This is a genomic window from Brevundimonas mediterranea (assembly GCF_011064825.1).
GTDB classification, from domain to species: Bacteria; Pseudomonadota; Alphaproteobacteria; order Caulobacterales; family Caulobacteraceae; genus Brevundimonas; species Brevundimonas mediterranea_A.
Genome location: NZ_CP048751.1, coordinates 3,368,787 through 3,383,373 on the forward strand (window position 1 = coordinate 3,368,787; position 14,587 = coordinate 3,383,373).

The window sequence follows — 14,587 nt, forward strand, 5'->3', positions numbered from 1 at the left end:
GCCTGTCCTCAGGAGGACATCTGGCTCATTTCGTGGGTGGCGGGCATCATGTTGGTGTTCAGGTGGTACATCACCCACAGCGAACCCGACAGGGCGATGACCACCACGATGATCGTGAAGATCAGGGCCAGCATGGTCCAGCCGCCCTCCGACTTGGAGTTCATGTGCAGGAAGTAGATCATGTGGACCACGATCTGCACCACGGCGAACGCCATGACGATCAGGGCCGTCGCCTGGGGCGGCAAGGCGCCGGTCATCACCAGGGCGAACGGGATGGCCGTCAGGATCACCGACAGCACGAAACCGATCATATAGCTCCTGAAGGAGCCGTGATTGTGCGCCTCGTGGCCCAGGTGGTCCACCTCGTGCGACTCGGGCGAGTGATCGTTGTTGTCGGCGCTCATCGAACCATGCCCAGCAGATAGACGAAGGTGAAGACGCCGATCCAGATGACGTCGAGGAAGTGCCAGAACATCGACAGGCACATCAGGCGGCGTTTGTTGGCGGGGATCAGGCCCTTCCAGCTGACCTGAACCATCAGCGTCACCAGCCAGATGATGCCGAAGGTCACGTGCAGGCCGTGGGTGCCAACCAGGGTGAAGAAGGCAGACAGGAAGGCGCTGCGTTGCGGCGTCGCGCCTTCATGGATCAGGTGCGCGAACTCGTAGAGTTCGATTCCCAGGAAGGCCAGACCAAACAGGCCGGTGATCGCCAGCCAGATCAGGGTCTGGGTCCTGTTGTTCTTGTCCATCGCCAGCATGGCGAAGCCGTAGGTGATCGACGAGAACAGCAGCATGGCGGTGTTGACCGCCACCAGCTCCAGGTCGAACAGCTCCTTGGGTCCCGGCCCGGCGGCGTAGTTGCCGCCCAGGACGCCGAACACGGCGAACAGCATCGCAAAGATGAGGCAGTCGCTCATCAGATAGAGCCAGAAGCCCAGCATGGTGCTGGAGCCTTCCTCGTGATGCGGCTCCTCTTCCAGATGGAAGACGTTCGGGTCGATCTCAGTCGCGGTCACGCTCATGGATCAGGCCTCCGTTCCGGCCAGGGCGCGCGTGCGCGCCTCTTCGGTTTCGCGCACCTCATCCTCAGGGATGTAGTAGTCGCGCTTGTAGTTGAAGGTGTGGGCGATCGAGACCGCCAGCACGCCCACGAAGGTCAGGGCCGCCAGCCACCAGATGTACCAGATCAGCGCCAGACCCATCACCAGGCACAGGCCCGAGATGATGACCCCCGTGCCCGTGTTCGAGGGCATGTGGATGGCGCGATAGCCGGACAGCGGACGCTGATAGCCCTTCTTCTTCATGTCCCACCAGGCGTCGGAGTCATGGATGACCGGCGTGGAGGCGAAGTTGTAGGCGGGCGGAGGTGAAGAGGTGGCCCATTCCAGGGTGCGGCCGCCCCACGGATCGCCCGTGATGTCACGCAGCTTGTCGCGATTGATGATCGAGACCGCGAACTGGATGAACATGGCCGCGATGCCCAGGGCGATGACGCCTGCGCCGATGGCGGCGATGACGAACCAGATCTGCAAGGACGGGTCGTCGAACACCCGCATCCGGCGCGTCACGCCCATGAGACCCAGGACATACAGGGGCGCGAACGCCAGCCAGAAGCCCGGCACCCAGCACCAGAAGCTGACCAGCCCCCAGAACTTGTTGAGTCTGAAGCCGAAAGCCTTGGGCCACCAGAAGTTGATGGCGGCGAACAGGCCGAACAACACGCCGCCGATGATGACGTTGTGGAAGTGGGCGACCAGGAACAGCGAGTTGTGCAGCACGAAGTCGGCCGGCGGCACGGCCAGAAGCACGCCGGTCAATCCGCCGATCACGAAGGTCAGCATGAAGGCGACCAGCCACATCATCGGCAGTTCGAAACGGATACGGCCCCGATACATGGTGAAGAGCCAGTTGAAGATCTTCGCCCCCGTCGGGATCGAGATGATCATCGTGGTGATGCCGAAGAAGGAGTTCACCGACGCGCCCGAACCCATGGTGAAGAAGTGGTGGAGCCACACCAGGTACGACAGGATCGTGATCACGACCGTCGCGTAGACCATCGAGGTGTAGCCGAACAGCTTCTTGCCCGAGAAGGTCGAGGCGACTTCCGAGAAGACGCCGAACAGCGGCAGGATCAGGATGTAGACCTCAGGGTGGCCCCAGATCCAGATCAGGTTCACGTACATCATCGGGTTGCCGCCGAAGTCGTTCGTGAAGAAGTTGGTGCCGACATAGCGGTCCAGCGTCAGCAAGGCCAGGACGGCGGTCAGGACCGGGAAGGACGCCACGATCAGGACGTTGGTGCAGAGAGACGTCCAGGTGAAGATCGGCATCTTCATCATGCCCATGCCCGGCGCCCGCATCTTCACGATGGTGGCGATCAGGTTGATGCCGGACAGGGTCGTCCCCACCCCCGCAATCTGCAGCGCCCATATGTAATAGTCCACCCCGACGCCGGGGCTGTAGCCGATGCCGGACAGCGGCGGATAGGCCAGCCAGCCCGTGCGGGCGAACTCGCCGACGAACAGCGAGGCCATGACGATGATGGCGCCGGCCGTCGTCATCCAGAAGCTGAAATTGTTGAGGAAGGGGAAGGAGACGTCGCGCGCGCCGATCTGCAGCGGCACGACATAGTTCATGATCCCCGTCACCATCGGCATGGCCACGAAGAAGATCATGATCACCCCGTGAGCGGTGAAGACCTGATCATAGTGGTGTGCGTTCAGATAGCCTTCGGACCCGCCGAACGCCATCGCCTGCTGCAGGCGCATCATGATGGCGTCGGCGAAGCCGCGCACGAACATGATCAGACCCAGGATCATGTACATGATCCCGATCTTCTTGTGGTCCACGGTCGTGAACCATTCCTTCCAGAGATAGCCCCAGAGCTTGAAATAGGTCAGGGCGCCCAGCAGGGCGACGCCGCCCAGCAGGACCACGATCATGGTCACGACCAGGATCGGCTCGTGCAATGGCAGAGCCTCGAGCGTCAACCGCCCGAAGATGAGTGGAATGAGGGTGTCAGCGTTCATCGACTGTGTTCGCTCAGGCGTTGGGGGAGGAACGGACGTCGGTCGAAACCGCCCCCGTCGATTGTTTGTCTGTGGACAGCGACGCCATCGGCACGCCCTGGGTCAAACCCAGGCCCGACAAAGGCGCCAGGCTGACAGGGGCGCTGGCCGCGTCAAGTTCGGCCCGGCGGATGCGATCAGCGGCCGCAGCCTCGGCCTGCAGCGGCGTGCAGATGGTCATGACATAGCTGTCGTTCGAGCCGAAGATCGCCGCGTTCTTTCCGCGACCGGCGTACTTGTCATAGACCAGCGGCATGGTGTTGCGCACCGAGGCCATGGTCAGGCCGCCCTTGCGGTCGATTTCCATCATCTCGCCCATGCACATCTTGCCCGGCTCGACGCACATGTTGAGGATCGCGTCCCACAGGCCGCCGTCGACCGTGGAGAAACGCATCGCCGGCACCTTCTCGCTGGGCTTTTCCAGTTCGAGGTAACGGTCGCGATCCAGCGCCTGACCGCCCTGGCGAACCCCGGCGATCCAGCCGTCAAAGCCTGCCTGGTCCATACCGTGGAAGGCGAAACGCATGTGCGAGAAGCCGTCGCCGGAATAGTTGGCCGAGAAGCCTTCATACTCGCCCGGACGGTTGATGACGGCGTGCAGCTTCGTCTCCATGCCCGGCATGGCGTAGATCTGGCCAGCCAGGGCGGGAATATAGAAGGAGTTCATCACCGAGGACGAGGTGATGTGGAAGCGGATGGGGCGATCCACAGGCGCGGCCAGTTCGTTGACGGTGGCGACGCCGTACTGCGGATAGATGAACAGCCATTTCCAATCGAGCGCGACCACATTGACCTGCAGCGGCTCAATGCTTTCGTCCACCGCCTGCCCCGGCTTGATCCGGTCGATCGGGCGGTAAGGATCGAGAAGGTGAGTGCCGGCCCAGGTCAGGGCGCCCAGGCAGATGATGATCAGCAGGGGCGCGGCCCAGATCACGACCTCCAGATGGGTCGAGTGGTCCCAGTCCGGTTGGTATTCCGCGTCCTTGTTCGACGCCCGGTACTTCCAGGCGAAGAATACGGTCAGCGCCATCACCGGAACGATGATGATCAGCATCAGCAGGGTGGAGATCATCAGCAGGTCGCCCTGCTGCTGGGCGATGTCGCCGGCGGGTTTCAGCACGACCAGATTACAGGCCGACAGAAGCGCCACCATGGGCACGAGCAGGAGTAGGCGCAGACGGCGCAAGGCGGCTCCAATCGGGAAACATCGGACAACAGGGAGGAGTCGCGACGGTTGGCGTTCGAACTGGGCCGGATAGTCAGCTTCGATCAGAAACGACATTGGACAATCTGTCCTATCCTCAGATCGCGACTTTCGTCGCAAAGGGCGCCCGGTCATAATGCGGCATTACCGACGCATGCCCAAATCTCAAATTTCACGGAGCGATCCCAGCCCATGTCCGTCTCGACGACCCCTTCGTCAGAGTCGCTGGAACGCGACGCCGCAGCCCTCCACTCCGATCACGGCAAGGTGGACGCCGGCGAAATCGCCATCGGCGTGATCATTGGCCGGACGTCGGAGTTCTTTGACTTCTTCGTCTACGCCATCGCTTCCGTGGTCGTGTTTCCGCAACTGATCTTCCCGTTCGCCGGGCCGATCGGCGGCACGCTGCTGTCCTTCGCGATCTTCGCCCTGGCCTTCCTGGCCCGCCCTTTCGGCACGGCCCTGTTCATCGCCATCGACCAGAAGTTCGGGCGCGGCGCCAAGCTTACCATAGCGCTGTTCCTGCTGGGCACCTCGACCGTCGCGGTGGCCTTCCTGCCCGGCTATGAAACCATCGGCATCGCCGCCGCCGTACTGCTCGCTGTCTTCCGCATCGGTCAGGGCGTCGCGCTGGGGGGCGCCTGGGACGGCCTGGCTTCGCTTCTGGCGGTCAACGCCCCCGAGAATCGCCGCGGCTGGTACGCCATGATTCCCCAACTGGGCGCGCCCATCGGCCTGATCGTCGCCTCTGCCCTGTTCGCCTTCTTCCTGAACACCCTGTCGGCGGCCGACTTCCTGGACTGGGGCTGGCGCTATCCCTTCTTCGTGGCCTTCGCCATCAACGTCGTGGCCCTGTTCGCCCGCCTTCGCATCGTCGTGACCCCCAGCTTCCAGAAGCTGTTCGAGACCCGCGAGTTGCAGCCCACTCCGGTCCACACCGCCATCAAGGCGGAAGGCCCCCGGATCGCCATCGGCGCCTTCGCCCCCCTGGCCAGCTTCGCCATGTTCCACATGGTCACCGTCTTCCCCCTGTCCTGGGTCTTCCTGTTCACCCAGGAAACGCCGGTCCGCTTCCTGCTGATCGAAATGGTCGGGGCCGTTTTCGGCCTGCTGGCCATCCTCGCTTCGGGCGTTTTGGCCGATCGCTATGGCCGACGCGCCCTGCTGGCGGTCACCGCCGCCGGCATCGCCGCCTTCTCGGGCTTCGCCCCCCAGCTGCTGAACGGCGGGGCGATCGGCGAGCTGACCTTCATGATCTCCGGCTTCATCCTGCTGGGCCTGTCGTTCGGTCAAGCCTCCGGTCCGGTGGCGTCCAGCTTCTCCCTGGCCAACCGCTATACATCATCGGCCCTGACCTCGGACCTGGCCTGGCTGTTCGGCGCCGGCTTCGCCCCCCTGGTCGCCCTGTGGATCTCGAGCCAGTTCGGCCTGATCGCCGCCGGCGCCTATCTGCTGTCCGGCGCGATCTGCACCCTGGTCGCCCTGTGGCTCAACCGCGAACTGGCCCGCAGTTCCTCGGACAAGACCCCCGCCCCCAAGGCGTGATCCGCTTCAGCCGGATCGGAAAGCCCCGGTCTCGCCAGGCGGGACCGGGGCTTTTTTGTCGCCGCCGCGGCGGTGCGTCAGCGGCGGTCGTGCGGCAGACCGAACCTGTCGACGATCCGATATTCTATCACGGGTCCAGCACGGCTGCCTCCGGCTTCGGCTCTGCCGTGTTCAAGCCCGGCCAATCGCCCGAGCAGGTCGGTCGCAACGCCGCCGCCTTCGTGACGGCCTGGAACGGGCGGCGCGCGGAACGGCCTCTAGATCGCTTCGGCCGTCAGACGCATGACCAGGGTAAGGTGTTCGCCTGGCGCCAGTCGCGCCAGCCCGCCGGCCTCGCCCGGCGTCCCGTTCAGAATGTCCGGTCGGTGCGTCACCGGCTCGACACAGAAGAAGTCGGCCCCGACGGGAGCATAGACCTGGACCCAGTCCGCGCCCGCGCCGCCGTTCAGCACGATGCGGTGCCCGTCCCCGTCCAGCAGGGCCTCGCCGGTCCAGCCGGCGTAGGCGTGATCGACAAAGGGGGCCTCGGCCAGGGCCAGGCCGTCGCCCCAGTCCGCCACCGCATCCGGCGCCGCCAGCCGTTCGGGAATTCCGCGCGCGTCGGTCAGCCACACCCCCGTCGCCGAAAGCCTGAGCCGGGTGTCTGGATGTCTGGGGAAATAGGGATGCAGGCCCAGGCCGGCGGGCATGACCGTATCGCCGGTGTTGGTCACCGACAGGCTGATCTCCAGCCCCTGGTCCGTCAGCCTGACCGCCTGACGCGCCCGCCACGGCCAAGGCCAGCCGCCTGCTTGGGCCGCAGCCTGGTCCGACCAGTCCAGCCTCAGGTCGGCGCTCGCATCGTCGACGGCCTCGACCGCCCAGGGCTTCAGCCAGCCGTCTCCGTGATGGGCGTGGGGGGCGAACCGGTCCAGCGCGGTCAGCCTGACCTCGCGCCCCTCGAACACGAACCGCGCGTCGGCGATCCGGTTGGCGTAGGGGACTAGCGGGAAACAGGCGGTTTCCAGCAGGTCGGTCGCCCCCTTCGGCGTTGGCCGCAACACCGATCGGCCATGTAGGCTCAGGTCTAGGATCGCGCCGCCCAGACCCGGCGTCAGGGAGGCGCGCCAGTCTCCGGCGCGCAATTGGATTACGGCTTCGGCGCTCACGGACGGACGCGGTTCTGCGGCCGGTCCGCCTCGACCGGCTGGATCATGGTGAAGACGCCCGTTTCCGGGTCGAATCGATGCAGGCCGCCACCGACGCCGTAGACCAGCGAACCGTCCTCGGCCGGCAGGGCGAAGCCGGTCTGGTCCGGCGAGTCCCACAAGGCGGTCTCGCCGCTCCCGGACGTATAACGATGCAGCTTTCGACCCTTGATGTCGACGAACCACACCGCCTTGCGCTCGGCGTCCCATACTGGCCCCTCGCCCAGCTCCGCCCGGACGTCCCAGACCAGTTCCGGGGAGGTCGGCTTCGTTTCGCTCATGATTCGGCCCGCCGAATTGAAGGTGTTGATCTGGTGGTGGAAATCCGTCGCTGTAAGACGCTGTGCAGGCGACGCCCCAAAACCCGCGCTTCCGAACGCGCGACCGGCGTCAGATCAGGCCTTGGCCCTTGGGCAGTTCGGCGTAACGGTGCACGCGCGTGGCCATCACCAGGCCGAAACCGATCATCACCGTCAGCATCACCGTGCCGCCATAGGACAGCAGCGGCATCGGCACCCCCACGACGGGCGCCAGCCCCATGACCATCGCGCCGTTGATCAGCACATACATGGCGAAGGTCGCGGTCACCCCCGACGCAGCCAGACGGCCGAAATGGCTGTGCGACAGGGATGCGATCCGCAGCGAGATCAGGATGATCGCCGCATAACAGGCCAGGATGGTGAAGGAACCGACGAAACCGAACTCCTCGGACACCGCCGCGAAGATGAAATCAGTGTGTTTTTCGGGCAGGAATTCCAGCTGGCTCTGGCTGCCCAGGCCGAATCCCTTGCCCAGGAAACCGCCGGAGCCCAGGGCGATCTTGGACTGCATGATGTGATAGCCCGTGCCCGACGGATCGGCCTCCGGGTTCAGGAAGGTCAGCACCCTGTGGCGTTGATACTCGTGCATGCCGAACATCACATAGGGCGGGATCAGCGCCACGGCGGCGGCGCCCACAGCAGCGATGATCTTCCAGCTCAGCCCCGCCATGAACATGATGGCCGCGCCGGTCAGGCCGATCAGCATGGCCGAGCCCAGGTCCGGCTGGTGCGCCACCAGCAGGAAGGGCAGGCCGATGATGGCGACTGGATAGATCAGCTTCCAGTGGAAGCTGGCCTCCTTGGCCGAAGCGCCGTGATACCAGCGCGCCAGGGCCAGAACGACGCCGATCTTCATGATCTCCGACGGCTGGATGCGCGTCACGCCGAGGTTCAGCCAGCGGGTCGCGCCCATGGCCGTATAACCCAGGCCCGGAACCTCGATCAGGGCCAGCATCAGCAGGGCCACCCCATAGACCGGATAGGCCAGGCCGAACCAGAAGCGGATATTGACCATGGACAGGGCCAGCATCAGGGCCACACACATGCCGAAGCGGATCAGGTGTTTCGCCGCCCACGGCGACCAGGACCCTCCGCCCACGGAATAGAGCATCAATGCGCCGGTGCCGGACACCACGCAGATCAGAGCCAGCAGACGCCAGTCGATCTGGCTGATCTTGGTCGAAACGCGCTCGCGCTCGCCGGGACGGGACAGGGCGGAAGCGGTCATCAGCGCGGCTCGGACAGATAGGGACGCGGGCCCGTGGTGACGGTCGGCATCTGACGGGTGCGACGCGCCGTCTCAGCCCCCACGACATCCGGCTCGGGAGGCGCAGCGCCTTCTAGTTCGGCTGTCTCGGCCGAGGCTGTAGGCTCCGGTGGTGGTGGTCGCGTCATACGCGCCACCATGTCCGGGTCCTTAAGCAGCACTGTGCGCATGATTTCGCGCGCACGTGGAGCCGCAGCGGTCGATCCGGCCAAGCCGCCATGCTCAATGATGACGGCGATAGCGTAGCGCGGCTCGTCCACAGGGGCGAACGCCACAAATAGGTTGTGGTCCTTCAGCGCCCAGGTGACGTCGGCGCTCTTGCGAGAGCCTGTTCCGTAGTTGCGCACCTGCGCCGTGCCTGTCTTGCCGGCCATCTTGATGTCGCCGAGCCCTAGCTGGCTCTGGCGATAGGCGCCGCCCCCGACGTCATTGGCCACCGCCACCATGCCCTGACGAACAATTTCGAGGTGTTCGGGTGGGAAGGGCAGATCGGGCACCGCAGCGCCGCTGGGTTGATCCACCCCGCCGACCGACTTGATCAGACGCGGCATGATCGCCTTTCGTGCATTGGCGAAGCGCGCGGTCGTCACTGCCAGTTGCAGAGCTGTGACGTTCACGTCGCCCTGCCCGATCGCAACCGACAAGGTCTCGCCTGGATACCAGGTCCGAGAATCAGGGTTTGGATTGTTCTTGTTGTAGTTCGCCTTCCAGGCCCGACTGGGAATCGATCCGGCCTTCTGGTTGCCGACCCCGATGTCATAGGTCTGCATGAAGCCGATCTTCTTGCCGACCTCCTGAATCTTATCGACGCCGGCCCGATTGCACATGTGATAAAAATAGACATCGCACGACGTCTTAATCGCATCATGCATGTTCATGGGGCCGTGGCCGCCGGGTTTCCAGCAGCGGAAAGTCCGTGACCCGAAGCGATAGCCGCCGGTGCAGACCACCCGCTCGTCAGGATCGACCCCAGCCTCCAGCAAGGCCAGCGAGGTTGTCAGTTTGAACGTCGACCCGGGGTGAAAGACGCCGCCGATGGCCTTGTCGAGCAGCGGCTTGCGCTCATAATCGCGGAGAGCGCTGTAGACGTTGGAGGGAATACCGCCAACAAACAGGTTGGGGTCGAACGAGGGCGCGGACACCATGCAGAGGATGTCGCCGTTGCGGACGTCCATCACCACGCAACCGCCGGACTCTTCGCCGAACACCTCCAGCGCCCGGTTCTGGACATCGGCGTCCAGAGTAAGAACAACCTCCTTGCCCGGCACGGCGGTGCGTGAACCGCCGATATCCTCGGCCACCACCCGGCCCCGAGCGTCCACTTCAACCCGGTTGCCGCCCGGCTCTCCGCGCAGGGCTTCGTCCAGCGCTTTTTCGACGCCTTGGCGTCCGATCCGGAAACCGGGGTTGAACAGCAGCGGCGGCACCGTCTCGCCCTTATCGCGGATCGCCTTGACGTCGCGGTCAGACACCTTGGCGACATAACCGATCACATGGGCGAAGGCGCCGCCGAACGGATAGTACCGGGCCTCGTTCATGTCGGCCATGACGCCGGGCAGTTCGTTGGCGTACTGGTTGACCTTGGCGAACTCCTCCCAGGTCAGGTCGCTCTTGACCGGCACGGGGTTGAACTTGGGCGAGGCGTTGACCTCGCGGATGATCGCGCGTCGACGTTCCAGGGTGTCGGGCAGCAGACGGCCCAGAAGATCCAGCGTCTGATCCAGATCCTTGGTCTCGTCACGGATCACCAGCACCCGGAAACTGGGCCGGTTGCCGGCGATGACCACGCCGTTGCGATCCTTGATCAGGCCGCGCGGCGGCGGGACCAGGCGGAAGTTGAACTGGTTCTGCGACGACAGGGTCGCATATTCCTGGGCCTGGACGACCTGAAGCTGGGCCAGCCGCCCCACCAGGGCCGTGACCCCCAGGGCCGTCAGCCCGCCGAACACGAAGGTGCGGCGCAGGAAGGAGCCCTGGCGCTCGTTGACGTCGGAAAAGAAGATGGAGGGTTCGCCGCTCATCGGAACCGGATATCCCCGTCGTCGAACCGTTCCAGCATCCAGTCGGCGATCGGATACAGGATCAGGGTCGGCAGAATCTGGCCGATCAGGCCCAGAATCGCCGGCGGATTGCCCGCCCTCACCGCCACGATCACATAGGCGACCAGGAAGGCGGCCAGGGTGCAGGCCATATACCAGGCGAAGCGGATCACGCCCTCATGCCCAGCCAGCAGATTGCGCGACAAGAGGATCACGACATAGACGCCCATCAGACACAGAGCCCAAAGGCCCAGCGGTCCGTTCCAGAACAGGTCCAGGAACAGACCAAGCCCGAACAATACTGCGGGCGCCGTCATCGACGGCCGGATCAGCGGCCAGGCGAAGGCCAGCACCATCGGAAACACCGGCTCAGGCAGCATCAAGCCGAACAGTTGCACAGGCGTGGCGAAGATGATGGTGGCGGCGATCGCCGCCAGGGCCGGATAGACGATCCATTGCAGAGGTCCGACGACGCGGACCGCGACAGGACGTCTCACGTCGCGCCCTCCGGCGCCTGTGCGGGCGTTGGTTGTGGAGACATCGCCGCCGATGGCGCCTCGGCGGCGGGTCGAGGTTGCGCCGGACGAGTCTGAACGGGACGCGCCTGGGGCGCCGCCGGTGTTGTTGCAGGCGGTGTCGCGGCGACGGCGGCGGCGGCGCGCGCCCGTGCCACTTGGGCCTCCGCGGCCGCCTGACGGCGTGCTGCCGCGTCGCCGATGGCGCCCGCCTGTTCAGCGTTCGGCGGAGGCGCCGTGGTCAAGCCGGCCAGGGGCGGCGCATTGAGCGCGTTCGGATCGATCAGTTGGCCGAAGTCCTGGAACAGCAGAACCCGCACATAGTCGATGGCGCCGCGATCGCTGAACAGCTTCACGCGCCAGCTGCCGTCGATCCCCTTGGCCGCCACGCCGATGGGAATGCCGCGCGGCAGGCCGCCGCCATCGCCGGAACTCAGGATCCGGTCGCCCGCCTGCACAGAACCGGCCCCGCGCACGAACTCCAGCCGGGGGTTGTCGCTGCCGTCGCCGGTCAGCAGGGCGCGGGCGTCGGTGCGGTCCACCAGAACCGGCGTACGGGACGCGACGTCGGTCAACAGCACCATCCGACTGACGCCGCCGGTGACGCCGGTGACGCGGCCGATCAGACCGTGCTCATTAATGACCGGATTGCCGATCCGCACGCCTTTCGACGCGCCGACATCCACCAGCTTCGCGCGATTGAAGGGGCCGCGGGCATCCGAAATGGCGCGCGCCGTGACCATGGGTACGGCCGGTTCGGTCCGCAGTCCCAGCATGGCTTCATAACGGGCGTTGACGTTCTTCAAGGCGATGGCCTGGTCGCGCCAGGGCTCCAACTCGGCCACCTCGGCCCTCAGCCGCCGGTTCTCGGACACTGCAAAGAAATACCCGCCGATGTAATCGGTGACGGCGCCGACCCAGCGCACCGGCGCGGCGAAGACGCCGCTGACCGGCCCGGTCACAGAGGCCGCAGCCCCCCGCGCCCCGCCATAGCTGGAGCCGCCGTCCGGCGTCGTGCGATCGCTGACAAGAAGAAGAGCCGCGCCCGCCATGGCCACGACTGCGACCACCGCGGCGGTCCAGGCCAGCGGCACCTTCAGGTTTTCAAAAGGGCCGTCGCGAAACGCCACGGGCGACCTTCCACATAAGGGGTTGGAATCGGCAGGCGCCCCTGCCGTCATGCCTGCCTATCGCAAAATCGGGGCCAGAATGGAACCGTTGATCGCGAAGGCCCGAAAGGATTTGCAGCCAGGTTCTCACCCGGCTGCAGACGAATTGATCAGAGCGCCGAGTCGAGCACGCCCTTCATCCAGCGCGGATGTTCCAGAACGCGGCCGCAGCCGATGGCGACGCACGACAGCGGATCGTCAGCCACCGAAACCGGAAGGCCGGTATGGTCGCGGATCTCGATATCCAGGCCGCGCAGCAGGGCGCCGCCGCCCGTCAGCATGATGCCCTTGTCGGCGATGTCGGCGGCCAGTTCCGGCGGGGTGGCCTCCAGCGCGACCTTCACGGCCTCGATGATCTGGGTCACCGGCTCGGCCAGGGCTTCGGCCGCCTGGCGTTCCGAGATGCGGACCTCGCGCGGCACGCCCTGCATCAGGTCGCGGCCCTTGACCTCGATCGACAGGCCTTCGCCGTCGGCCGGGATACGGGCGGTGCCGATGTCCTTCTTGATGCGTTCGGCGGTCGTCTCGCCGATCAGCAGATTATGGTTGCGACGCATGTAGCTGATGATGCTGTCGTCCATCTTGTCGCCGCCGACGCGGACCGAACGCGAATAGACGATGCCCGACAGCGACAGAACGGCCACCTCGGTGGTGCCGCCGCCGATGTCGACGACCATCGAGCCGGTCGGCTCGTGGATCGGCAGGCCGGCGCCGATCGCGGCGGCCATCGGCTCGTCGATCAGGCCCACACGGCGGGCCGAGGCGTTCAGGCAGGAGTCGTTGATGGCGCGACGCTCGACCGCCGTGGCGCCCGACGGCACGCAGACGATGATCTTCGGGTTCACGAAGCCCTTGCGGTTATGCACCTTGCGGATGAAGTGCTTGATCATCTCTTCGGCGACTTCAAAGTCGGCGATGACGCCGTCGCGCATGGGGCGGATGGCCTCCATGTGGCCCGGGGTGCGGCCCAGCATCTGCTTGGCCTCTATGCCCACGGCGTGGACGATCTTGCGTCCGCCGACATTGCGCAGGGCCACGACCGAAGGCTCGTTCAGGACGATGCCCTTGCCCTTCATGTAGATCAGGGTGTTGGCGGTGCCCAGGTCCATCGCGATGTCGTTGGAGATCGCGCCGAAAAGGGAAAAGCTCATGGGAATCGATACCGTTGTTCTTTGACCGAGGGCGTCAGTTTCGCAGTTGACCTGGCGACGCCCCGCTGCCCTGACATCCCCTTGTCGGACAGCTTCCTGATCGTCTTCGCCACGTCTACCGTTGGCCCGTGTGCCCGTATGAAACAGGGAATACAACCCCCTTAGCGCACCGTATCCAAGTTCACCCCCAACCCTGTGGAACAGCCGCGCTTGGGGGTGTTCACGTTAGCGTCATGAGGGTGGGAAACAGCCTGTGAAACATGCTGCCTCTCCCTTGTCGGATCAGTCGCCGCGCGCGACTTCGCGCCGCTTCACCCATTCGCGAACACCCAGCATCAGAGCCAGCCAGGCCAGGGCCACGCCCGCCAGTATGGCCGAGGTCCAGATCCCGTCGCCGCTGACCGCCGTCATGAAGGATCCGCCGAAGAAGGCCACCAAGGCCGTCTTGGGCAGCACTCCGAGCGCGCAACCGGCCAGGAAGCCAGGAAACGACGCCCGCGCCGCGCCGAACGCCATGTTGACGACGATGAAGGGCGCCGACGGCACGTTGCGGATCATGAAACTGGCGTAGAAGGCGTTCTGACCCACGAACCGAGTCAGCCGCCCCACCGTCCTGCCCCCGTGCCGTTCAAGCAGGCGCGCCGTCGGCCCGCGCCCCATCCAATAGGTGACGGCGGCCGAGGCGACCGTGGCGATCCAGCTGTACAGAAACCCGAACCACGGCCCGAAGGCCACGACGCAGGCGGCGATCAGGATGAACTGCGGCGCCCCGAAGAAGGCCGCGACTGTGAAGACGACGATGGCGGCCGGCAGTCCCCAAGGCCCATGCCTGAACCCGCCCAGCCAGGCCTCCAGCCTCACCTCGGCGTCCAGGCCCAACTGGCTCTTGCCCACGGCGAACAGGGCGATCATGGCGCCCAGCAGAAGGGCCGTCGCCAGCACGGCGCGCCAGCGACGCGCCTCCATATTCGACAGGAAATCGATGATCCAGCGCATCAGGAGCGCCGCTTATCATCCTGTCCGGCGATTAGCGAGCGTCGGCGGATTGTCCCGAACGGCGACGGCGCGTAAGGAACCTCGCCTTCCCCGGCACGAACCTTCCAAGATCGACGGGATACCC

At 65.2% G+C, this 14,587-nt stretch carries 13 protein-coding genes; 1 reads left to right on the forward strand and 12 read right to left on the reverse strand.

Annotated features, from left to right (window positions below; genetic code table 11):
* Window positions 1-8: 8 nt before the first annotated feature.
* From cyoD to cyoA, 4 genes are read right to left on the reverse strand one after another with little or no spacing between them, the layout of a single operon-like run.
* Window positions 9-404, reverse strand: coding sequence for a cytochrome o ubiquinol oxidase subunit IV (gene cyoD, locus GYM46_RS16610; RefSeq protein WP_008262921.1), 396 nt, complete (start codon window positions 402-404; stop codon window positions 9-11).
* A complete protein-coding gene (cyoC, locus tag GYM46_RS16615; protein ID WP_008262479.1) occupies window positions 401-1,024 on the reverse strand; it encodes a cytochrome o ubiquinol oxidase subunit III in 624 nt (207 codons plus the stop codon). Before cyoC ends, cyoD begins: the two co-directional genes overlap by 4 nt.
* 3 nt (window positions 1,025-1,027) lie before the next feature.
* Window positions 1,028-3,031, reverse strand: a complete 2,004-nt coding sequence (cyoB, locus tag GYM46_RS16620; protein ID WP_040349468.1) for a cytochrome o ubiquinol oxidase subunit I — start codon at window positions 3,029-3,031, stop codon at window positions 1,028-1,030.
* Window positions 3,032-3,044: 13 nt separating this feature from the next.
* Window positions 3,045-4,256, reverse strand: coding sequence for a ubiquinol oxidase subunit II (cyoA, locus tag GYM46_RS16625; protein ID WP_050771702.1), 1,212 nt, complete (start codon window positions 4,254-4,256; stop codon window positions 3,045-3,047).
* Between the two features lie 210 nt (window positions 4,257-4,466).
* On the opposite strand from cyoA, the gene GYM46_RS16630 reads away from it, so the two are divergent.
* On the forward strand, window positions 4,467-5,819 hold the full coding sequence (locus GYM46_RS16630) for an MFS transporter (protein ID WP_008260602.1): 1,353 nt from the start codon (window positions 4,467-4,469) through the stop codon (window positions 5,817-5,819).
* Window positions 5,820-6,076: 257 nt separating this feature from the next.
* On the opposite strand, the gene GYM46_RS16635 is transcribed toward GYM46_RS16630, so the two are convergent.
* The 8 genes from GYM46_RS16635 to GYM46_RS16670 all read right to left on the reverse strand — a co-directional run bounded on the left by GYM46_RS16635 (window position 6,077) and on the right by GYM46_RS16670 (window position 14,463).
* Complete coding sequence (locus tag GYM46_RS16635) at window positions 6,077-6,967, reverse strand: aldose 1-epimerase (RefSeq protein WP_154726178.1); 891 nt, start codon at window positions 6,965-6,967, stop codon at window positions 6,077-6,079.
* Window positions 6,964-7,287, reverse strand: a complete 324-nt coding sequence (locus tag GYM46_RS16640; protein WP_008259108.1) for an SMP-30/gluconolactonase/LRE family protein — start codon at window positions 7,285-7,287, stop codon at window positions 6,964-6,966. The genes GYM46_RS16635 and GYM46_RS16640 overlap by 4 nt, the downstream gene beginning before the upstream one ends.
* Window positions 7,288-7,396: 109 nt before the next feature.
* Window positions 7,397-8,554: a rod shape-determining protein RodA gene (gene rodA / locus GYM46_RS16645; protein ID WP_008259084.1), complete on the reverse strand. Its 1,158-nt coding sequence runs from the start codon at window positions 8,552-8,554 to the stop codon at window positions 7,397-7,399.
* Window positions 8,554-10,614 (reverse strand): penicillin-binding protein 2, encoded by a 2,061-nt coding sequence (gene mrdA / locus GYM46_RS16650; RefSeq protein ID WP_164952721.1) that lies wholly within the window; start codon window positions 10,612-10,614, stop codon window positions 8,554-8,556. Before mrdA ends, rodA begins: the two co-directional genes overlap by 1 nt.
* Entirely contained in the window at window positions 10,611-11,129 is a 519-nt protein-coding gene (locus GYM46_RS16655; protein WP_008259384.1) for a hypothetical protein, read from the reverse strand. The genes mrdA and GYM46_RS16655 overlap by 4 nt, the downstream gene beginning before the upstream one ends.
* A complete protein-coding gene (gene mreC / locus GYM46_RS16660) occupies window positions 11,126-12,277 on the reverse strand; it encodes a rod shape-determining protein MreC (RefSeq protein WP_008264074.1) in 1,152 nt (383 codons plus the stop codon). Before mreC ends, GYM46_RS16655 begins: the two co-directional genes overlap by 4 nt.
* A gap of 149 nt (window positions 12,278-12,426) precedes the next feature.
* Window positions 12,427-13,467 (reverse strand): rod shape-determining protein, encoded by a 1,041-nt coding sequence (locus GYM46_RS16665; protein ID WP_008260883.1) that lies wholly within the window; start codon window positions 13,465-13,467, stop codon window positions 12,427-12,429.
* A gap of 282 nt (window positions 13,468-13,749) precedes the next feature.
* Window positions 13,750-14,463 carry a TVP38/TMEM64 family protein gene (locus GYM46_RS16670; RefSeq protein ID WP_008262957.1) on the reverse strand — a complete coding sequence of 238 codons (714 nt, stop codon included), beginning with the start codon at window positions 14,461-14,463 and terminating at the stop codon, window positions 13,750-13,752.
* Between the last annotated feature and the right edge of the window lie 124 nt (window positions 14,464-14,587).